16 protein-coding genes are annotated in these 20,464 nt (G+C 68.0%); 9 read left to right on the forward strand and 7 right to left on the reverse strand.

The features are described from left to right. Window positions 1-36 precede the first annotated feature (36 nt). Both K2W61_RS03675 and K2W61_RS03680 read right to left on the reverse strand, forming a co-directional pair. Window positions 37-1,560 carry a fumarate hydratase gene (locus K2W61_RS03675; RefSeq protein WP_175131139.1) on the reverse strand — a complete coding sequence of 508 codons (1,524 nt, stop codon included), beginning with the start codon at window positions 1,558-1,560 and terminating at the stop codon, window positions 37-39. Between the two features lie 247 nt (window positions 1,561-1,807). Continuing rightward, a complete protein-coding gene (locus K2W61_RS03680) occupies window positions 1,808-2,575 on the reverse strand; it encodes a crotonase/enoyl-CoA hydratase family protein (protein WP_175131138.1) in 768 nt (255 codons plus the stop codon). 257 nt (window positions 2,576-2,832) lie between these two features. Here K2W61_RS03680 and glyQ point away from each other — a divergent pair, with 257 nt between their 5' ends. From glyQ to def, 7 genes are all read left to right on the forward strand, one after another. Further along, complete coding sequence (gene glyQ / locus K2W61_RS03685; protein ID WP_175131137.1) at window positions 2,833-3,744, forward strand: glycine--tRNA ligase subunit alpha; 912 nt, start codon at window positions 2,833-2,835, stop codon at window positions 3,742-3,744. Next, complete coding sequence (gene glyS / locus K2W61_RS03690) at window positions 3,745-5,883, forward strand: glycine--tRNA ligase subunit beta (RefSeq protein WP_236755065.1); 2,139 nt, start codon at window positions 3,745-3,747, stop codon at window positions 5,881-5,883. Continuing rightward, complete coding sequence (gmhB, locus tag K2W61_RS03695; RefSeq protein WP_175131135.1) at window positions 5,880-6,419, forward strand: D-glycero-beta-D-manno-heptose 1,7-bisphosphate 7-phosphatase; 540 nt, start codon at window positions 5,880-5,882, stop codon at window positions 6,417-6,419. The genes glyS and gmhB overlap by 4 nt, the downstream gene beginning before the upstream one ends. Beyond that, window positions 6,419-7,147: a lysophospholipid acyltransferase family protein gene (locus K2W61_RS03700; RefSeq protein ID WP_175131134.1), complete on the forward strand. Its 729-nt coding sequence runs from the start codon at window positions 6,419-6,421 to the stop codon at window positions 7,145-7,147. The genes gmhB and K2W61_RS03700 overlap by 1 nt, the downstream gene beginning before the upstream one ends. Continuing rightward, window positions 7,134-8,117, forward strand: a complete 984-nt coding sequence (locus K2W61_RS03705) for a M48 family metallopeptidase (RefSeq protein WP_236755066.1) — start codon at window positions 7,134-7,136, stop codon at window positions 8,115-8,117. The genes K2W61_RS03700 and K2W61_RS03705 overlap by 14 nt, the downstream gene beginning before the upstream one ends. A gap of 66 nt (window positions 8,118-8,183) precedes the next feature. Then, a complete protein-coding gene (gloA, locus tag K2W61_RS03710) occupies window positions 8,184-8,579 on the forward strand; it encodes a lactoylglutathione lyase (protein ID WP_236755067.1) in 396 nt (131 codons plus the stop codon). A 19-nt stretch (window positions 8,580-8,598) separates the two neighbouring features. Beyond that, complete coding sequence (def, locus tag K2W61_RS03715) at window positions 8,599-9,132, forward strand: peptide deformylase (protein ID WP_175131131.1); 534 nt, start codon at window positions 8,599-8,601, stop codon at window positions 9,130-9,132. Here def and K2W61_RS03720 read toward each other — a convergent pair. Then, complete coding sequence (locus K2W61_RS03720; protein ID WP_236755068.1) at window positions 9,120-11,384, reverse strand: acyl-CoA dehydrogenase; 2,265 nt, start codon at window positions 11,382-11,384, stop codon at window positions 9,120-9,122. The genes def and K2W61_RS03720 overlap by 13 nt on opposite strands. A gap of 150 nt (window positions 11,385-11,534) precedes the next feature. Between K2W61_RS03720 and K2W61_RS03725 the strand changes: the two genes are divergently transcribed. Next, on the forward strand, window positions 11,535-12,764 hold the full coding sequence (locus K2W61_RS03725; protein WP_175131129.1) for a nucleoside recognition domain-containing protein: 1,230 nt from the start codon (window positions 11,535-11,537) through the stop codon (window positions 12,762-12,764). 7 nt (window positions 12,765-12,771) lie between these two features. On the opposite strand, the gene pyk is transcribed toward K2W61_RS03725, so the two are convergent. Further along, window positions 12,772-14,214, reverse strand: a complete 1,443-nt coding sequence (gene pyk, locus K2W61_RS03730; protein ID WP_175141929.1) for a pyruvate kinase — start codon at window positions 14,212-14,214, stop codon at window positions 12,772-12,774. 105 nt (window positions 14,215-14,319) lie between these two features. Between pyk and K2W61_RS03735 the strand changes: the two genes are divergently transcribed. After that, window positions 14,320-15,462 carry a glycerate kinase gene (locus tag K2W61_RS03735; protein WP_175131127.1) on the forward strand — a complete coding sequence of 381 codons (1,143 nt, stop codon included), beginning with the start codon at window positions 14,320-14,322 and terminating at the stop codon, window positions 15,460-15,462. A 72-nt stretch (window positions 15,463-15,534) separates the two neighbouring features. On the opposite strand, the gene rsmA is transcribed toward K2W61_RS03735, so the two are convergent. The 3 genes from rsmA to K2W61_RS03750 are packed head-to-tail and all read right to left on the reverse strand — an operon-like array spanning window position 15,535 to window position 20,303. Further along, the gene (gene rsmA, locus K2W61_RS03740; protein WP_175131126.1) at window positions 15,535-16,326 is read right to left on the reverse strand and encodes a 16S rRNA (adenine(1518)-N(6)/adenine(1519)-N(6))-dimethyltransferase RsmA; all 792 of its coding nucleotides are present in this window, start codon (window positions 16,324-16,326) and stop codon (window positions 15,535-15,537) included. An 18-nt stretch (window positions 16,327-16,344) separates the two neighbouring features. Further along, window positions 16,345-17,913 (reverse strand): peptidylprolyl isomerase, encoded by a 1,569-nt coding sequence (locus tag K2W61_RS03745; RefSeq protein WP_236755069.1) that lies wholly within the window; start codon window positions 17,911-17,913, stop codon window positions 16,345-16,347. Beyond that, window positions 17,910-20,303 carry an LPS-assembly protein LptD gene (locus K2W61_RS03750; RefSeq protein WP_236755070.1) on the reverse strand — a complete coding sequence of 798 codons (2,394 nt, stop codon included), beginning with the start codon at window positions 20,301-20,303 and terminating at the stop codon, window positions 17,910-17,912. Before K2W61_RS03750 ends, K2W61_RS03745 begins: the two co-directional genes overlap by 4 nt. Between the last annotated feature and the right edge of the window lie 161 nt (window positions 20,304-20,464).

Genomic DNA, 20,464 nt, shown 5'->3' on the forward strand with positions numbered 1-20,464 from the left:
CGTGATCGGCGCCCGATTTGCGTTGCCGCTGCCGGCTTACGCCACGGCGACGGGAATCTTGCCGATCCTGGCCTGCCATTCCTTCGGGCCGGTGGTGTGGACCGAGGTGCCCTGGGCATCCACCGCCACGGTCACCGGCATGTCCTTCACGTCGAACTCGTAGATGGCTTCCATGCCCAGGTCCGCAAAGCCCAGCACCTTGGCGCCGCGGATCGCCTTGGACACCAGGTAGGCCGCGCCGCCCACGGCCATCAGGTAGGCCGAGCCGTGCTTCTTGATCGACTCGATGGCGACCGGGCCGCGCTCGGACTTGCCGATCATGGCGATCAGGCCGGTCTGCTCCAGCATCATGTCGGTGAACTTGTCCATGCGGGTCGCGGTGGTGGGGCCGGCCGGGCCCACCACTTCGTCGCGCACCGGATCGACCGGACCGACGTAGTAGATGACGCGGTTGGTGAAGTCCACCGGCAGCGGCTCGCCCTTGGCCAGCATGTCCTGGATGCGCTTGTGCGCGGCGTCGCGGCCGGTCAGCATCTTGCCCGACAGCAGCAGGGTCTGGCCCGGCTTCCAGCTGGCGACTTCTTCCTTGGTCAGCGAGTTCAGGTCGACCTGCTTGGACTTGTTGTAGTCCGGCGCCCAGTGCACTTCCGGCCATTCGGACAGCGACGGCGGGTCCAGGCGCGCCGGGCCCGAGCCGTCCAGCTCGAAGTGGGCATGGCGGGTGGCCGCGCAGTTCGGGATCATGGCGACGGGCTTGGAGGCCGCGTGCGTCGGGAAGGTGTTGATCTTGACGTCCAGCACCGTGGTCAGGCCGCCCAGGCCCTGGGCGCCAATGCCCAGCGCGTTGACCTTTTCGTACAGTTCGATGCGCAGCGCTTCGAGCTTGTTCTGCGGGCCGCGGGCCAGCAGTTCGTACATGTCGATGTCTTCCATCAACGACTGCTTGGCCATCAGCATGGCCTTTTCGGCGGTGCCGCCGACGCCGATGCCCAGCATGCCCGGCGGGCACCAGCCGGCGCCCATGGTCGGGACCGTCTTGAGCACCCAGTCCACCAGCGAATCGCTGGGGTTGAGCATGGCGAACTTGGACTTGTTTTCCGAACCGCCGCCCTTCGACGCCAGCTGCACGTCGACCTTGTCACCCGGGACCAGTTCGACGTGCAGGATACAGGGGGTGTTGTCGCGGGTGTTCTTGCGGGCGAACAGCGGGTCGTCCAGCACCGAGGCGCGCAGGGGGTTGTCCGGGTTCAGGTAGCCGCGGCGGACGCCTTCGTCGCACAGTTCCTGCAGGGTGCGCTTGGTGTCGAAACGCACGCCCATGCCGACCTTCAGGAAGACGTTGACGATGCCGGTGTCCTGGCACAGCGGACGCTTGCCCTCGGCGCACATGCGCGAGTTGGTCAGGATCTGGGCCATCGCATCGCGCGCGGCCGGGCTTTCCTCGCGCTCGTAGGCGCGCGCCAGGTGGCGGATGTAGTCAACGGGATGGTAATAGCTGATGAACTGGATGCCATCGGCTATCGACTGGATGAAGTCTTCTTCTTTGATGAGGACGGACATGGCGATATGCGATTAACGAAGGGATAACGTGAAAACGCGGCCGCCCTACCGGCCAGCCGCGCGGGTGAAAGGAATACTTTTCTTTTGCCGCCGGGCCGCCCCAAGGCAAAAGGGCCCCCCTGGGGGGCAGCCAGCTCGCGCAGCGGGCGCGGCGTGGGGGTCTCTCCCCCGCCGGGCCGCCCCAAGGCAAAAGCCCCCCCTGGGGGGCAGCCAGCTCGCGCAGCGGGCGCGGCGTGGGCGCATTCATTCATTTGCCTTGCCAGACCGGCTTGCGCTTTTCCGCGAAAGCCGTGGCGCCTTCCTTGGCGTCGGCCGACGCGAAGATATGGGCGATCAGCGGACGCTGGCGGTTGAACATCTCTTCCTGGGTCCAGTCGCCGGACTGCGCCACGATGCTCTTGGCGGTCTGCACCGACAGCGGGCCGTTTTCGACGATGGCGCGGGCCAGCTCCAGCGCGCCGGCCAGGGCGCCGCCCGGCTCGGTCAGGCGATTGACCAGGCCGAAGCCGTAGGCGCGCTCGGCGCCCAGCATGTCGCCGGTCAGGATCACTTCCATGGCGATGTGGTACGGCAAGCGGCGCGGCAGGCGCAGCATGCCACCGGCGCCGGCCACCAGGCCACGCTTGACCTCGGGCAGGCCGAACTTGGCATTGCTGGCGGCCACGATCAGGTCGGACGCCAGGGCCATCTCGCAACCGCCGGCCAGCGCGTAGCCCTCGACCGCGGCGATCAGCGGCTTTTTCGGCGGCGCTTCGTTCAGCCCGGCGAAGCCCCGGCCCTCGACGTAGGGGCGCTGGCCCGACTTGGCGAAGGCCTTCAGGTCCATGCCCGACGAGAACGTCCCGCCCGCGCCCGTCAGGATGCCGATGCGCACGTCGTCGCGGCTGTCCATCTGATCCAGCGCGGCGGCCATGGCCTGGGCGGTTTCCAGGTTGATGGCGTTCTTGGCCTCGGGGCGGTTGATGGTGATGATCTGGATGCCGTCGGCGACTTCCACCTTGATCAGGTCAGACATGCGGATGCTCCTTCCGGGGGGGTTGGATGTTGGTTTTATATAAGACAGGTCAACCCGGAATGATACGACCAATGCCCGCCCGCCGCAGGGCGGCGCCCGGGCGGTGTCCACCTGGGACACGTCGCGGCAAAGATGTAACCGCGTGGATGTAACCGTGATTCCGGGGTCCGGCCCCAGGGCCGCCCCGGGCCAGTTAAAATGCCGGGTTTCCCACGCCCACGGCAAACGTCGCCCGGCGACCGAATTCCAAGAATCCTATGCTCACCTTTCAGCAAATCATCCTTACGCTCCAGGAATACTGGGACAAGCAGGGTTGCGCCCTGCTGCAGCCCTACGACATGGAAGTCGGCGCCGGCACCTCGCACACCGCCACCTTCCTGCGGGCGATCGGCCCGGAACCCTGGCGCGCGGCCTACGTGCAGCCCTCGCGCCGGCCCAAGGACGGCCGCTACGGCGAAAACCCCAACCGCCTGCAGCACTATTACCAGTACCAGGTGGTGCTGAAACCCGCGCCCCCGGAAATCCTGGACCTGTACATCGGCTCGCTCAAGGCGCTGGGCATCGACCCCACGCAGCACGACATCCGCTTCGTCGAGGACGACTGGGAAAACCCCACGCTGGGCGCCTGGGGCCTGGGCTGGGAAGTCTGGCTGAACGGCATGGAAGTGACCCAGTTCACCTACTTCCAGCAGGTCGGCGGCCTGGATTGCACCCCGACCACGGGCGAGATCACCTACGGCCTGGAACGCCTGGCCATGTATCTGCAGGACGTGCAAAGCGTGTACGACCTGGTCTGGACCGAAGGCGCCAACGGCAGGCGCGTGCTGTACCGCGACGTGTTCCACCAGAACGAAGTGGAACAGTCGACCTACAACTTCGAGTACTCGTCGGCCGAGATGCTGTTCGCGCACTTCAACGACTACGAAGCCGAGGCCAAGCGCCTGATGGACGTGCCGCTGGCCCTGCCCGCCTACGAGGCCACGCTCAAGGCCGCGCACACCTTCAACATGCTGGACGCGCGCGGCGCGATCAGCGTCACCGAGCGCGCCGCCTACATCGGCCGCATCCGCAACCTGTCGCGCGCCGTCGCGCAGGCTTATTACGATTCCCGCGAACGACTGGGCTTTCCCATGCTGGGCCGCGACCAGGCCGCCGGGGAGGCTGCATAAATGACGACGAACATCCGCCCCCTGCTGGTCGAGCTGCTGACCGAAGAACTCCCGCCCAAGGCCCTGCAGAAGCTGGGCCAGGCTTTCGCCGAAGGCGTGCGCGCCACGCTGGCGCGCCACGGCCTGCTGGCAGACGGCTGCACCGTGCAGCCCTACGCCACGCCGCGCCGCCTGGCGGTGCGCCTGTCGGCCGTGCTGGCCCAGGCGCCCGACCAGGCCTACGCCGAAAAGCTGATGCCGGTGAAGATCGGCCTGACCGAAGACGGCAAGGCCACCCCGGCGCTGCAGAAGAAGCTGGCCGCCAAGGGCCTGGAGAACATCGACCTTTCCACCCTGGAACGTGAATCCGACGGCAAGCAGGATTACCTGGTCGCCCGCGGCACCGCCCCCGGCGCCGCGCTGGCCGCCGGCCTGCAGGAAGGCATCGACGCGGCCATCGACGGCCTGCCGATCCCCAAGGTCATGCGCTACCAGCTGGCCGATGGCGTCACCACCGTCAAGTTCGTGCGCCCGGCGCACGGCCTGATCGCGCTGTTCGGCGCCGACGTCGTGCCCGTGGCCGCGCTTGGCCTGAATGCCGGCCGCGACACGCTGGGCCACCGCTACATGAGCAGCGGCGCCATCACCATCGCCGATGCCGACGCCTACGCCGCCACCCTGGCCGAGAAGGGCCGCGTAGTGGCCTCGTTCGAAGGCCGCCGCGACGAGATCCAGCGCCAGTTGCTGGAGCACGCCGGCCGCCTGTCGGCCACGCTGGGCGACGACCCGGAAGTGGCCGCCCTGCTCGATGAAGTCACCGCCCTGGTCGAACACCCCACCGTCTACGTGGGCGAGTTCGAGGAACAGTTTCTGCAAGTGCCGCAGGAATGCCTGATCCTGACCATGCGCCTGAACCAGAAGTACTTCCCGCTGTTCGACCCGGCCAGCGGCCGCCTGACGCACCGCTTCCTGATCGTGAGCAACATGCACACGGACAACCCGGTGAACATCGTCGAAGGCAACCAGCGCGTGGTGCGTCCGCGCCTGGCCGACGCCCAGTTCTTCTTCGAGACCGACCGCAAGACGCCGCTGGCCGCGCGCGTCGAACAGCTGGGCTCGATCGTCTACCACAACAAGCTGGGCACCCAGCTCGAACGCGTCGAACGCGTGCGCGCCATCGCCCGCGATGTGGCCGGCAAGCTGGGCGGCGACGTCGCCGCCGCCGACCGCGCCGCCCTGCTGGCCAAGGCCGACCTGGGCTCGAACATGGTGGGCGAATTCCCCGAGCTGCAAGGCATCATGGGCGCCTACTACGCCGCCGGAGACGGCGAGCCGGACAGCGTCGTGCAGGCGCTGCGCACCCAGTACCGCAACCGCTACGACACGCCGGTCTCGCAGGACGACCTGACGGCCGCCACGCTGTTCATCGCCGAACGCGCCGAAACCCTGGTCGGCATCTGGGCGATCGGTCTGGCGCCCACCGGCGAACGCGACCCCTTCGGCCTGCGCCGCGCCGCGCTGGGCCTGATCAGCGCCTTCGAGCAACTGGCCGCCGGCGGCTGGCTCAAGCTCAACCAGGACGGCCCGCTGTCGCTGGACGGCCTGCTGGCCGCCACCGCCGCCACCTTCCCGGCCGGCAAGATCCCCGCCGAGACGCTGGCCGAGGTGCGCGCCTTCATCTATGAGCGCTACCGCAACCAGCTGATCAACGAACATGACCGCAACGCGGTCGAGGCCGTCGTCGCCCTGACGCCGCCGCTGCACCAGGTGGCCGCGCGCGTGCGCGCCGCCGCCGCCTTCGCGCAGATGCCCGAGGCCGCCAGCCTGGCCGCCGCCAACAAGCGCATCGGCAATCTGCTCAAGAAGGCCGAAGGCGAGATCGGCGCGGTCAATGCCGACGCCCTGGTCGAACCCGCCGAAAAGACGCTGGCCGCCGCCATCGCCACGCTGCGCCCGCAAGCCGAGGCGCAACTGGCCGCCGGCGATTTCGCCGCCAACCTGCGCACCCTGGCCCAGGCGCGCGAACCGGTGGACGCCTTCTTCGCCGACGTCATGGTGATGGCGGAGGACCCGGCGGTGCGCGCCAACCGGCTGGCGCTGCTGGGGCAGTTGCACACCCTGATGAACCAGGTCGCTGACATTTCCAGGCTGGCACAGTGAAACTCATCATCCTCGACCGCGACGGCGTCATCAACCAGGACAGCGACGCCTTCGTCAAGCATCCCGACGAATGGATCGCCCTGCCCGGCAGCCTGCAGGCCATCGCCCGCCTGACCCAGGCGGACTGGACGGTGGTGGTCGCCACCAACCAGTCGGGCCTGGCCCGCGGCCTGTTCGACATGGACACGCTGACCGCCATCCACACCAAGATGCGGCGCGAGCTGGCCGCGGCCGGTGGCAGCGTCGATGCCATCTTCATGTGCCCGCACGGCCCGGACGACAACTGCACCTGCCGCAAGCCGCGTCCCGGCCTGTTCGAGCAGATCGGCCACCGCTATGATGCCGAGCTGGCCGGCGTGCCGGCCGTGGGCGACTCGCTGCGCGACCTGCAGGCCGCCGCCGCGGCCGGCTGCTCGCCCTGGCTGGTGCGGACCGGCAATGGCGGGAAGACGCTGGCCAAGGGTGGCCTGCCCGAGAGCACCCGGGTCTGCGACGACCTGTCGGCCGTGGTCGACGCCCTGCTGCAGGACAACTGATGGCCTGGCTGCGCTCGCTCCTCTACTTCCTGTTCCTGTCCGTCACGGTCATCCCATACGCGTTCGCCTGCGTGCTGTGGGCGCCGCTGCCGCAGCACCTGCGCTACAAGCTCACGGTGGGCTGGCCGCGCCTGGCGATCTGGGGCGCCAAGGTCATCTGCGGCATCCGCTGGCAGGTCAAGGGCTGGGAAAATCTGCCCGACGGCCCGGCGGTGCTGCTGTCCAAGCACCAGTCGGCCTGGGAGACCCTGTTCTTCCCGGCCCACATGCCGCGCGAGGTCTGCTTCGTCTACAAGAAGGAACTGCACCTGGTGCCGTTCTTCGGCTGGGGCCTGGCGCTGCTGCGCATGATCGCCATCGACCGCGCCAAGGGCCGCGACGCCTTCGAACAGGTGGTCAAGCAGGGACAGGCAAGGCTGGACGAAGGCCGCTGGCCGCTGCTGTTTCCCGAAGGCACCCGCGTGCCGCCAGGCAAGACCGCGCGCTTCAAGATGGGCGGCGCGCTGCTGGCCTCGCGCACCGGCGCGGTGGTCATCCCGGTGGCGCACAACGCCGGCGAATGCTGGCGCCGCAACGCCTTCGTGAAACATCCGGGCATGGTTACGCTGTCCATCGGTCCCGCGATAGAATCGAAAGGAATCTCCCCCGAGGAACTGAACCGGAAAGTCCAGGACTGGATCGAAGGGGAAATGCGGCGTCTCAATCCAGAAAGGTATGCCCAGCACTGACCAGCTCGAACTCCTGTTCGACGTGCAAGACGCCGATGCGTCCCTGGACGCATCGCCGCTGACCGCGTCTCCCGCGCCCCGCAAGGCGCCGGTGGCCACGCCCCCCGCGCCGCTGTTTCCTCCCGCCGCCGCCAGCGCGCCCGGGCCCGCCGGCGAACCGCTGCTGACGCCATCGCCCAACGCCGCCGCGCGCGTGCCCACTCCCTGCCCCGATCCGCTGCCGCCCGGCGCGCGCTGGCGCGAGGTGGACACCGGCCCGCAACCCATCGGCTTCGTGCTGCTGCGCTCGCGCCGCCGCAGCATCGGCTTCGTCATCACCGACGACGGCCTGCGCGTCACCGCGCCCAACTGGGTCACGCTGACGCAGATCGACGACGCGGTGCGCGAAAAATCCCGCTGGATCGTCGCCAAGCTGCGCGAGTGGCATACCCGCAAGCAGCAGTTGGCGATGGCGCACACACGCTGGCAGGCCGGCGGCGAGTTGCCCTACCTGGGCAAGCGCATCGTGCTGGGCGTGGGCGGCGACAGCCGTCAGACCCGCCTGTCCGGCGACGCCGAAGCGCCGGCTGACGGCGACACGCTCTGGCTGGCACTGCCGGCCGACGCCGACCAGGGCCGCGTCCGCGATGCCGCCCAGGCCTGGCTGCAACAGCGCGCCGGCGCCTGGTTCGGCGCCCGGCTGGCGCATTTCCTGCAGATCAGCGGCCTGAAGATCCGCCGCTGGCGCCTGTCGTCCGCGGCCACGCGCTGGGGTTCGTGCACCAGCGACGGCAACATCATGCTGAACTGGCGCCTGATCCACTTCGCGCCGGCCATCATCGACTATGTCATCGCGCACGAACTGGCCCACCTGCGCGAAATGAACCACAGCCAGGACTTCTGGCGCGAAGTCGGCCAGATCCTGCCGGATTTCGAAGCAGCGAAAAACGTACTGCGACGCCACGACCCGGCGTCGCTTCCTCAGTTCTAGGCCGGTTGCGCCCGCCGCGGCAACCGGTTCCGTGACTCCGCCCCTCATCGCTAAAGGAATTTCACCATGCGTATGCTCCACACCATGCTGCGAGTCGGCAACCTCGACAAGTCCATCGACTTCTACACCAACGTGCTTGGCATGCGCGTGCTGCGCCGCAACGACTACCCCGACGGCAAGTTCACGCTGGCCTTCGTCGGCTACCAGGAAGAATCCGAAGGCGCCGTGATCGAGCTGACCCACAACTGGGACACCGACAAGTACGACCTGGGCACCGGCTACGGCCACATCGCCCTGGAAGTCGACAACGCCTACGAGGCCTGTGACAAGGTCAAGGAACGCGGCGGCAAGGTCACCCGCGAGGCCGGCCCGATGAAGCACGGCAGCACCGTGATCGCCTTCATCGAGGATCCGGACGGCTATAAGATCGAGTTCATCCAGAAGAAAGGACGGGTGGACTGAGGCTCCGCCCACCATCGCCATGATCCATACCATCCTGAAAATGGGCGACCCCCGGCTGCTGCGCGTGGCGCCGCCGGTCGAACGCTTCGACACTCCCGAGCTGCACGCCCTGATCGAAGACATGTTCGAGACCATGGCGGCGGCGCAAGGGGTGGGGCTGGCCGCGCCGCAGATCGGCGTGGACCTGCAACTGGTCATCTTCGGCTTCGACCGCAACGAGCGCTATCCCGATGCGCCCGCGGTGCCGCAGACCATCCTGTGCAATCCGGTCATCACGCCGCTGTCGGACGACATGGAAGACGGCTGGGAAGGCTGCCTGTCGGTGCCGGGGCTGCGCGGCCTGGTGCCGCGCTACCGCCATATCCGCTACCAGGGCAAGGACCCCTACGGCCGCGACATCGAGCGCGAGGCCGAGGGCTTCCACGCCCGCGTGGTGCAGCACGAATGCGACCACCTGATCGGCCGCCTCTACCCCTCCCGGATCCAGGATTTCTCGAAGTTCGGCTTCACCGAAATCCTGTTTCCGGGCATGGATCCGAATCAGGACGATTGAGCGTCCGCCGGCGCCCGGCGCGGGTCCGCGTCCGGCGCCAATTCCTCCGGCGCGAAATCATCCACCTGCAGCACCTGCGACACGAGCGCCTCGGCCTCTTCCAGCTGTGCCGCCTGGGCCGCCGTGATGGCGCCGTGCCGGTGCGCTTCGCGCCAATCGCGCACGCCCGACTGGCGCAGCCGGTCACGGATCGGCTGCACCGCGTCCACCAGGGCGAAGGCGCGGGTCAGCAGCGCCAGCGGATCATCGCCGGCGCCCGTCTCGGCGGACGTACGCTGGAGGTCGGCGGCCAGCCGCGCATGCGTCGGCGACGGCTTGAGCAGCAGTTCCGCGCATTCGCGGGTCAGCGCATCATCCGGCCCCCGTGCCGACCGGCGCGGCAGGATCGCGGCCCGCAAGGCCCAGGCCAGCGGCCGGCCGGGCAGGTTGGACAGCACCTGGTCCATGCGCGTTTCGATCTCGGCGTAGCCGCGCGCCATGCACCAATGCACCAGCGGCAGGTCGTCATGCTTGCGCCCCTCGTCCTCCCAGCGTTTGAGCACGGCCGACAGCAGGTATAGCTCGGACAGGATGTCGCCCAGCCGCGCCGACAGCATCTCGCGGCGCTTGAGGCCGCCGCCCAGCCGCGCCAGCGCGGCGTCGGCCAGCAGCGCGAAACCGGCGGCATAGCGGCCCAGCCGGCGGTAATGGCTGGCGGTCGGGCCGGACACCGGTGACGGCGCCAGCACGCCGCCGGTCCAGGCGCGGCCGATGGCGCGCAGGGTATTCATGCCGGCGTGGCGCAGATGGCGCCAGAACACGTCATGGAACACCTCCATGCCGCGCTCTTCGTCGGGATTGCCGAGCGCCAGGATTTCCGGCATCAGGTAGGGATGGGCGCGGATCGCGCCCTGGCCGAAGATGATCAGATTACGCGTCAGGATGTTGGCGCCCTCGACCGTGATGGCGATGGGCACCGCACGGTACAGCGCCCCGAGGTAATTGCTGGGCCCGTCGATCACGGCGCGCCCCGCGTGCACGTCCATGGCATCGTTGACCGACACCCGCATGCGCTCGGTCGCATGGTATTTCATGATGCCCGACACCACGGCCGGCTTGACGCCCTGGTTCAGCGCCGCGCAGGTCAGGCGCCGCGCCGCTTCCACCAGGTAGGCATTGCCCGCCAGGCTGGCCAGCTTTTCCTGCACGCCCTCGAACTTGCCGACGGGAAGGCCGAACTGTTCGCGCACCCGCGCATACATGCCGGTGGCATGCGCGCTCATCACGCACGCCGCCGCCGACAGCGACGGCAGCGAAATACCGCGCCCGGCGGCCAGCGCGCTCATCAGCATCTGCCAGCCATGGCCGGCGCGCTCGACCCCGCCGATCAGGGCGTCCAGCGGCACGAACACGTCGCGCCCGCGATTGGGGCCGTTCTGGAAAACCTGCATCGCCGGCAGATGGCGGCGGCCGATCTCGACACCGGGCGCGTCGGTCGGCACCAGCGCCACCGAGATGCCGATGTCGCGCGCCCCACCCAGGATGCCGTCGGGGTCGGACATCTTGAACGCCAGCCCCAGCACGGTGGCGACCGGCCCCAGCGTGATGTAGCGCTTGTGCCAGTTCAGGCGCACGCCGATCAGCTCGCGGCCATCGATCACCTGGCGGCAGACCACGCCGGTGTCCACCATGGAGGCGGCGTCGGAACCGGCCTCGGGGCTGGTCAGCCCGAAGCACGGCACCTCGCGGCCGTCGGCCAGGCGCGGCAGCCAGTAATCGCGCTGGGCCTGCGTGCCGAACTGCATCAGCAGCTCGCCCGGCCCGAGCGAGTTGGGCACCATGACCGTGACGCCGGCGGTGATCGAATAGGCGGAGATGCGCCGCACCACCTCGGAGTGCGCATAGGGCGAGAAACCCAGGCCGCCGTGGCGCTTGGGGATGATCATGCCGAAAAAACGCTGTGCCTTGAGAAAATCCCAGACTTCCGCGGGCAGGTCGCGCCGATGCCAGGTGATGTCCCATTCGTCCAGCATGGCGCACAGTTGCGCCACCGGGCCGTCGATGAAACGCTGCTCATCGGGCGTCAGGGTCGCCGCGGGCAGGTCCAGCAGCTTGCGCCAATTCGGGTTGCCGGTGAACAGGTCGGCCTCCCACCAGGTATCGCCGGCCTCGATGGCCTCGCGCTCGGTGGCGGAGAGCGGCGGCATCGCGTTGCGGGCCCAACGGTACGCGGGCTCGGAGATGCGGCGCCGGCGCCATGCGTTGAAATCCATCTGTTCCCCCTATATTCGAGATGCTACTGGGCGTATCGAATCAAAGTACCAGAATTGCGCCGTCCAGGCCAAACCGCGGCACGCCGACTCTGCGACAATGGATCTCCCCGCGCTGGTGCGCAATCCAATCGCTGTACGGGTACACACCGCATGCTGAACAAACTCTGGCTGGGCTTTTTCCTGACTGCCGCCGCGGCCGCCCTGTACCGCTGGCTGGCCATCGGCGATCCGGATGTGTTCCACGCCATGGTCGCCAGCCTGTTCGACATGGCGCGGGTGTCGGTCGAGGTCATGGTGCTGCTGTTCGGCACGCTGACGCTGTGGCTGGGTTTCCTGCGCATCGCCGAACGCGCCGGGCTGGTAGAGCGGCTGGCGTGGCTGCTGGGGCCGCTGTTCAGCCGCCTGATGCCCGAAGTGCCGCGCAATCACCCCGCGATCGGCCTGATCACCCTGAACTTCGCCGCCAACGGCCTGGGCCTGGACAACGCCGCCACCCCCATCGGCCTGCGCGCCATGCGCGAATTGCAATCGCTCAATCCCACTCCGGAAGTCGCCAGCAACGCCCAGATCCTGTTCCTGGTGCTCAACGCCTCGTCGCTGACCCTGTTGCCAGTGACGCTGTTCATGTTCCGCGCGCAGCAGGGCGCGGCCGATCCGACGCTGGTGTTCCTGCCCATCCTGCTGGCCACCAGCGCGTCGACGCTGGCGGGCTTGCTGGCGGTGGCGGCGTGCCAGCGCCTGCGGCTGCTCGATCCCGTCGTCATGCTGTGGCTGGGCGGCGCGGCGCTGCTGCTGGGCGGTTTCATGGCGCTGCTGGCCAGCATGTCCGCCAGCGCCATCGCCGCGCTGTCGTCGCTGATGGGCAACCTGGCGCTGTTCAGCATCCTGCTGGCGTTTCTCATCGCCGGCGCCTGGAAGAAGGTGCCGGTCTACGAGGCCTTCATCGAGGGCGCCAAGGAGGGCTTCGACATCGCCAAGAGCCTGCTGCCCTACCTGGTGGCGATGCTGTGCGCGGTCGGGGTATTGCGGGCCTCGGGCGCGCTCGACTTCCTGCTCGACGGCATCCGCTGGGCAGCCTCGCACGCCGGCTGGGACACGCGCTTCGTCGATGCGCTGCCGACCGCGCTGGTCAAGCCGTTCTCGGGCAGCGCGGCGCGCGCCATGATGCTCGAGACCATGACGCATTTTGGCGTGGACAGTTTCCCCGCGCTGCTGGCGGCCGTGATGCAAGGCAGCACCGAAACCACCTTTTACGTGCTGGCGGTGTATTTCGGTTCGGTCGGCATCCTGCGCGCGCGCCACGCGGTGGGTTGCGCGCTGGTCGCCGACCTGGCCGGCGTGCTGGCGGCCATCGGCGTGTGCTACTGGTTCTTCGGCTGACGCCCCGTCAATCCACCAGCAGGATCTTCATGCCATTGGTGCCGCCGCTGTCGCGGTAGAAATCGCCCTTGGTCAGGATGACCCAGTCGCCGGCCTGCACCAGGTTGCGCTTCTTCAGCTCGTCGATGGCGGCGTTGCTGAGGTCGGCCGGCTCATAATCCGACGGCGCGAACGGAATCGTGTACACGCCGCGGAACATGGTCACGCGGTTCTGCGTGACACTGTGCGGGCTGTAGCAGTAGATCGGCACGCCCGAGCGGATGCGCGACATGATCAGCGGCGTGTGGCCGCTTTCGGTCAGCGCGATGATGGCCTTGACGCCCGGGAAGTGATTGGCCGCGTACATGGCGGCCAGCGCGATGGTCTCGTCGCAGCGCGAGAAGGTCTCGCCCAGCCGGTGGTGCGACTGAGTGCTGGTGGGATGCTTTTCCGCGCCCAGGCAGACGCGCGCCATGGCCTGCACCGTTTCCACCGGATACGCTCCGGAGGCGCTCTCGGCCGACAGCATCACCGCATCGGTGTAATCCAGCACCGCGTTGGCCACGTCCGACACTTCGGCGCGCGTGGGCATCGGACTGGAGATCATCGATTCCATCATCTGGGTCGCGGTGATCACCACTTTGTTGAGGGTGCGGGCGTGCTGGATGATGCGCTTCTGGATGCCCACCAATTCGGCATCGCCGACTTCCACCCCCAGGTCGCCGCGCGCCACCATCACGCCATCGCTGGCGCGGATCAGCGCATCGAGCGCCTCGTCGTCGGCCACGGCTTCGGCGCGCTCGATCTTGGCGATGATCCAGGCCTCGCTGCCGGCGGCGCGCAGCAACGCGCGCGCCTCGTCGATGTCGCTGCCATAGCGCGGGAACGACACCGCCACGTAGTCCAATTGCATTTCAGCGGCCAGCTTGATGTCGACCCGGTCCTTGTCGGTCAGGCTGGGCGCGGACAGGCCGCCGCCGCGCCGGTTGATGCCCTTGTTGTTGGACAGCGGACCGCCCACCGTGACTGTGGTGTGGACCTCGTCACCCTCGACCCGGTCCACCACCAGCACCACGCGGCCGTCATCGAGCAGCAGCTCGTCGCCGACGCGGCAGTCGGTCACCAGCTCGGGATAGTCGATGCCGACGATGCTGGCGGTGCCCGCGTCCTTCGGATGCACCCGCGACAGCGTGAACGGCTGACCCACCTGCAGTTGCACCAGCTTGTCGGTGAAGCGCGCAATGCGGATCTTGGGCCCTTGCAGGTCGCCCATGATGGCGACGAAGCGGCCCTGCCGCGCGGCGCTCTCGCGCACCAGCCGGGCACGCTCGCGATGGTCATCGGCGCTGCCATGCGAGAAGTTCAGCCGCGCCACGTCCAGGCCGGCCTTGATCATGGCGTCGATGCGTTCCGGCGTCGACGTCGAGGGCCCCAGGGTGGCGACAATTTTGGTGCGGCGCAATACAGGCATGGCGATCCACTCTCACATGAACAACGAAAGCGCTATGGTACGACGGCGGCGGACACGCGGGTATCATGATCGGCATCCCGTCCCCAACGATCCGTGGCCGACCTCGTGAAAATCGTCATCGCACCCGACTCTTTCAAGGAAAGTATTTCCGCCCCCGACGCGGCCGCGGCCATCGCGCGTGGCGTCAAGGCCGCCTGTCCCGGCGCGCACACGGTCTGCATCCCGATGGCCGACGGCGGCGAAGGCACGGTCGAGGCGGTGTTGGCCGCGGCTGGCGGCCAGGCCCGCCAGCACACGGTCAACGATGCGCTCGGCCACAAGGTCGACGCCACCTGGGGCCTGCTCGAAGACGGCACCGCCGTCATCGAAATGGCCGCCGCCGCGGGCCTTGAACTTATCGCGCCGGCCAGGCGTGACCCGCTGCGCGCCAGCAGCCACGGCGTGGGGGAACTGATCCTGGCGGCGCTGGATGCCGGCGCCGCACGCATCATCCTCGGTCTGGGCGGCTCGGCCACCAATGACGGCGGCGCGGGCATGCTGACGGCGCTGGGCCTGCGCCTGCTCGATGCCGACGGCCGCAGCCTGCCGCCCGGCGGCGGCGCGCTGGGCCAACTGGCCAGCATCGACCCGCGCGGCCTCGATCCGCGGCTGGCGAAGACGCGCATCGTCATTGCCTCCGACGTCGACAACCCGCTATGCGGTCCGCAGGGCGCCTCGCATGTCTTCGGCCCGCAGAAAGGCGCTACGCCCGAACAGGTGCAAACGCTGGACGCCATGCTGGACCACTTCGCCGATCTCTGCGCGCGCCAGTTGGGTCGCGACCACCGCCACGAGGCTGGCGCGGGCGCGGCGGGCGGCCTGGGCTTCGCCGCCAAGGCTTTCCTGGATGCCCAATTCCGGCCGGGCATCGAGATCGTCGCCGAACTCGGCGGACTGGCACGGGCCATGGAGGGCGCCACGCTCGCCTTCACCGGCGAAGGCCGCATGGATGCCCAGACCCTGCGTGGCAAGACGCCGGCGGGCGTGGCCCGCATCGCGCACCAGGCCGGCGTGCCGGTGGTGGCCCTGGCCGGCTCGCTGGGCGAAGGCTACGAAGCCTTGCATGGCGTCGGCATCAGCGCCGCCTTCAGCCTGGCCCCCGGCCCCATCACGCTGCAACAGGCCCTGGCCGACGCCGAGCGCCTGCTGCACGACCGCGCCCGCGACGTCATGCAATTGTGGATGGCGGCGCAGAAGCGCATGCTGTAGCCGCGCCTCCCGCGCCACGACAAAAAAACCCGCTCGACGCGGGTTTTTGCCGGCCTTGGGGGCGACGCGGTGTCAGCCGCCCTGCAAAATGCCGGCCTCGACCAGCGCGTCCGACAGACGGATGTAGCGATCCACCGAGATATCCTCGGCGCGCGCGGTGGGCGCAATGTCCAGCGCCTCCCAGGGCACCTGCGGCGCCCAGTCGGCCAGCACCCGGCGCAGCATCTTGCGGCGCTGCGAGAAGGCACGCGCCACCACCGTCTCGAAGGCGCGCGCGCTGACCGGACGCAGGCGCTCGGCCGGCAAGGGCACCATGCGCACGATGGCCGACACCACCTTGGGCGGCGGGTCGAAGGCTTCGGGCGGCACGTCGAACAGCTTGTGCATGCGATAGCGCGATTGCAGCATCACCGACAGGCGGCTGAAATCACCGCTGCCCGGCTGCGCGACCATGCGGTCGATCACTTCGCGCTGCAACATGAAATGCTGGTCGCGGATGTGATCGGCCCAGGTCATCAGATGGAACAGCAGCGGGCTGGAAATGTTGTAAGGCAGGTTGCCGACCACCCGCAGCCCCGCGCCGAACTGCGAAAAATCCACTGTCAGCGCATCGGCCTCGACCACGGTCAGGCGGCCTTCGTCGAACTGCTTGCGCAGGCGCGCCGCCAGGTCGCGGTCGATCTCGACGGCGGTCAGATGGTCGAGCCGCTCCAGCAGCGGCCGCGTCAGCGCCGACAGGCCGGGCCCGATCTCGACCACGGAGTCGCCGCGGGCGGGATTGACCGCCCGCACGATCGACTCGACCACGCTCTCGTCGGTCAGGAAGTTCTGGCCAAAGCGCTTGCGCGCCTGGTGTTGAGACATGAAAAGCCCGGGCTGTGATCAGCGGTTGTTCTGGTTGATACGGTCCTGCTTCTCCAGCCGGTTGTCCACGTACGCCTGGGCGCGCAGTTGGTCCAGCCAGTCTTCGAAAGCCGGTTGGGCGCGGCGCTCGAACAGGGTCTGGCGGGCCTTCATGCGGGCCAGGTCATCGGTGGCGTCATGCTGGCGGCGCTCTTCGACCTGGATCAGGTGCCAGCCGAACGGCGTCTGGATGGGCTGGCTGATCTCGCCCGGCTTGAGGGCATTCATGGCGGCCTCGAACGGCGGCACGGTTTCACCGGGATTGAGCCAGCCCAGGTCGCCGCCCTGCGGCGCGGTCGCGTCCTGCGAGTACTGGCGCGCCATGTCGGCGAACTTGGCATCGCCGGCCACCAGGCGCTGGCGTATCTGCTCCAGGCGCTGGCGGGCCTGCGCGTCGCTCATGACGGTCGAGGTCTTGATCAGAATGTGGCGGGCATGCGTCTGCATCACTTCCACCGGCCCCTGCTGCGCCTGCGGCTGCGGTTGCGGCTGCGGTTGCGGCTGGGGAGCCTGCGCGGGCGCCGGAGCGCGCGCGGTGCGGCTGGGCGCCGGCTGGGCAGTGCCGCGGTCCATCACCTTGAGGATGTGGAAACCGTTGCCGCTCTGGAGCAGGCCGCTGACCTGCCCCTTCTGCAGGTTGGCGATGGCCTTGGCGAACAGGTCGGGCCAGCCATCCAGCGGACGCACGCCCATGACGCCGCCCTGCAGGGCTTCGGGGCCGTCGGAATTGGCGGCGGCCAGGCTGGCGAAGTCATCGCCGCGCTTGACCCGCGCCAGCAGGTCCTCGGCCTTGCGGCGCAATGCCGCCAATTGCTCGGGCGAGGAACCTTCCGGCACGCGCACCAGGATCTGGGCGACGGCGTAGAGCATCGGGCCGGCCGCGGCCGCCTGCTCGGGCGCGGCCTCGGGTTGGGGTTGCGGCTGGGCGCGCTGGGCCGCGGCGGCGAAGGCCGGGTTGCGGCGCTGATCCTTGAGGAATGCGTCGACCTCCGCGTCGGAAATGACGATGGTGGAGTCCACCGCACGCTGGCGCAGGCGATCCGCGCGGATTTCGTCCTTCAGCGACTTGCGGTAGCTGTCCCAGGTGACGCCGGTTTTCTCGATTTCCTGGCGCAGTTGCGCCACGCTGATCTTGTTGCGGCCGGCGATGGTGGCAATGGCCTGGTCGACCTGGGCGTCGTCGACGCGGATGCCGAGGCGGTCGGCCTCATGGCGCTGCACGCGTTCCATGATGAGACGTTGCAGCACCTGGTGCTGCAAGGTCTTGTCGTCGGGCACCTGGATGCCGCGCGTCTTCAGTTCGCCGGCGATGCGGGTCGAGGCATCGCGCAGCTCGCGCAGGGTGATCACATCCTTGTCGACCACGGCGGCGATGCCGTCCACGAACTGCTCGCCGGCGGGCGGCGGCGCGCTTTTCTGCGCGGCGGGCGCGTTCCGGGCACCCTTGCCGTTCGGCTCCGCCGCATGCGCGGCCGGGAAAGCGGCGCAAATGGCCAGCAAGAGCGCGTTGCCGGTAAAGCGGCGCAAAGAGTGCAACCTACGCATCATTCATACCTTTCAAATGTGGTCCCGGCGGGCACAGGCGGGGTAATGCGCGAGTAACCGGGGATACTTCTGTTCAGCAGGTTCATCGGATCGGTCCCGAGGGAACCCAGTCCGGTCAGTTCCAGCTGGAAGAACAAGGCCGTGTTGGCATCGGTGGCGGACACGGCATAGCGCTGGAACACCATCCGGCCGACCCAGCAGCAGTCGCCCTTGTATTCGAGGCCGGCGATGGCCTGCGTGATACGGGGCGAGTCGTTGGTGCCGCTGACCGTGCTCGACGGACCGTTGCGCAGTGAATAGTCGATACGACCCACGCCGTACCAGCGCTTGGTGAAGGGCCATTGCACAGCCAGGCTGATCTGGTTCTGTCCCTGCGGCTGATACTGCACGCCGGGCTGCGGATCGCGCTGGTAGCGGTAGGCCAGCGCCACGGTCGTCAGGCGCTGCGGCGACCAGCGGCCGCTCAGCAAGGCGCGCGACCAGCGGTTGTCGTAGGGGTTGTACTGGGCCGCCGCATCGGTGCTGAAGGTGTCGGTCAGCGCAGCGCTGGCGCCCACCAGGAAGTCGGAACGCACGTTCTCGCGCGGCGTCTCGCCCGGCAGCGTCACTTTCTGGTCGGCGAAATACAGGCGCTGCGCCACGGCCAGCGAGGCGCGCTCGAAGCCGGTCGAGGCATCGAGCCAGCGCGTGGTCAGCGCGGCGGTCAGCTGGTTGGCGTTGGAAATACGGTCCCAGCCGCCCGAATAGATGTTTTCCTCGAAGGCCTGCGAGAAACTGAAGTCGGACAGCGACGTGTCATAGACCGGGATCTTGGACTGGTCGCGGTACGGCACGCGCAGGTAATACAGGCGCGGCTCCAGGGTCTGGATCGACGACTTGCCGAACAGCGTGGTGTCGCGCTCGAAGATCAGGCCGGCATCCAGCGACATGATCGGCACCGTGCGCGATTGCGAACGCGGATAGCCGAACGCGGTGCCGGCATTGGCCGTGCCCGAATTCAGGCCGAGCCAGTCGCCGTTGTACCAACTGGTCTGGTATTGGGTGTAGTTGACGCCCGCCTTGGGAATCACGAACCAGCCCGGCCGGACGATCGGGTAGGACACCGTGGGATAGGTCTGGAAGCGGTCGCCATTGGGGCCATTGCGATTGCCCAGGAACAGCGGCTTGCTGAAACGCACCGCCGTCGAGGTCCAATCCAGATCGAAACCGCCCCAGTCGTAGCGGGCGCCGCGCAGGTACAGTTCGGGCTGCTTGTCGTAGGGCGGCGTCAGCAGCGCGTCCGGATCCTGCAGCGTCTGGTACTTGTACACCTGCGCATAGGCGCTCCAGTAGGTCGAGGACCAGCCCACCCGCGCGCGCTGCGGCAGATAGGTGGTGGACGCCTGGTTCAGGCCCAATTGGGAGATGTCGCGGAAGTAGTCGTTGTCCGACACCTTGGCCACGTCCCAGTCGGCATAGAAGCCGTTGCCGAACAGCTGCTGGTGGCGCCACCAGTACATCCAGCGGTCTTCGCCGCTGACATTGTCATGCGGCAGGTAAGCGCCGTAGATGCTGCCGGCATAGCTCGCCCCCAGGTAGCGGAATTCGCCGCCCAGTTGCAGGCCGCGCTTGGAAAAATAGCGGGGCTGCAGGGTCGCGTCATAGTTGGGCGCGATGTTCAGGTAATACGGTATCGAGAAATCGAACCCGCCCTTGCTGGTGGTGCCGTAGGTCGGCATCAGGAAGCCCGACTTGCGCTCTTTCTTGACCGGGAAGGTCATGTAGGGCGAAGCCAGGATCGGCACGTCCTTGAAATACAGCACGCCATTGCGGGCCACCCCTTCGTTTTCGTCGAAGTCGATGTCGACCGTGTTGGCCTTGATGTACCAGGACGGCGTCTCGCACGAGCAGCCGCTGTACGTGACGGTATGCAGCCGCATCTGCGACTTGCTGAAGATGTCGGCCTTCTCGGCCACGGCGAAGCCGCCGGTGGCGCCCAGCCAGAAGCTGGGTTTCTCGACTTCGCCGGAATACTTGTCGACGTTGAACTTGGCGTTCGGACCGGTGACCAGGGTGCCATCGCGCATCATGCGCGCATTGCCCTGCACGTCGACCTCGCCGGTATCCTTGCGGTAGTTGATGCGGTCGCCCTTGATCACGCCGTCGATGCGGCGCACCTGGGCCGCTCCCGTCAGGGTCAGGTCGGAATCCGGGTCACCTTCGATGGTGTCCGCTTCCAGATAGGCGGGGATATTGCCGTCCGGCAGGCGGTGCATCCGCAAGCCGGGAGACGTGCGCAGCTCGGGAGCCGCGGTGATCGAGGTCGACGCGGGAGCCGAACCCTGGCTGCCCTGGGCCTGAACGGCCCCGGCGACGCTGATAGCAGATAGGATCAACCACCGAACCTTGCGCACGAGTGAAAACAGCCCTTTTTGACGATGGGGGAACCAGGCAAAGGCGCCTGGAAAGGGCCAATGCTAACGGAAACGAGCCGGTATTATAGAGAAGCCGCGCCCAACGCCCAGCCTTATGTGTGCGCGCCCCTTTTTTACGCAATATTGCTCTTCTGACACGG

The sequence above is a fragment of the Achromobacter pulmonis genome (genome assembly GCF_021733725.1).
GTDB lineage: Bacteria > Pseudomonadota > Gammaproteobacteria > Burkholderiales > Burkholderiaceae_B > Achromobacter > Achromobacter pulmonis.

Bases quoted from the DNA above. Each gene is read 5' to 3' on its own strand.
- K2W61_RS03725 (WP_175131129.1), top strand. From the start codon at position 11,535: ATGCTGAACAAACTCTGGCTGGGCTTTTTCCTGACTGCCGCCGCGGCC.
- K2W61_RS03700 (WP_175131134.1), top strand. From the start codon at position 6,419: ATGGCCTGGCTGCGCTCGCTCCTCTACTTCCTGTTCCTGTCCGTCACG.
- pyk (WP_175141929.1), bottom strand. From the start codon at position 14,214: ATGCCTGTATTGCGCCGCACCAAAATTGTCGCCACCCTGGGGCCCTCG.
- glyS (WP_236755065.1), top strand. From the start codon at position 3,745: ATGACGACGAACATCCGCCCCCTGCTGGTCGAGCTGCTGACCGAAGAA.
- gloA (WP_236755067.1), top strand. From the start codon at position 8,184: ATGCGTATGCTCCACACCATGCTGCGAGTCGGCAACCTCGACAAGTCC.
- def (WP_175131131.1), top strand. From the start codon at position 8,599: ATGATCCATACCATCCTGAAAATGGGCGACCCCCGGCTGCTGCGCGTG.
- K2W61_RS03745 (WP_236755069.1), bottom strand. From the start codon at position 17,913: ATGATGCGTAGGTTGCACTCTTTGCGCCGCTTTACCGGCAACGCGCTC.
- K2W61_RS03680 (WP_175131138.1), bottom strand. From the start codon at position 2,575: ATGTCTGACCTGATCAAGGTGGAAGTCGCCGACGGCATCCAGATCATC.
- K2W61_RS03675 (WP_175131139.1), bottom strand. From the start codon at position 1,560: ATGTCCGTCCTCATCAAAGAAGAAGACTTCATCCAGTCGATAGCCGAT.
- K2W61_RS03720 (WP_236755068.1), bottom strand. From the start codon at position 11,384: ATGGATTTCAACGCATGGCGCCGGCGCCGCATCTCCGAGCCCGCGTAC.
- K2W61_RS03705 (WP_236755066.1), top strand. From the start codon at position 7,134: ATGCCCAGCACTGACCAGCTCGAACTCCTGTTCGACGTGCAAGACGCC.
- rsmA (WP_175131126.1), bottom strand. From the start codon at position 16,326: ATGTCTCAACACCAGGCGCGCAAGCGCTTTGGCCAGAACTTCCTGACC.
- glyQ (WP_175131137.1), top strand. From the start codon at position 2,833: ATGCTCACCTTTCAGCAAATCATCCTTACGCTCCAGGAATACTGGGAC.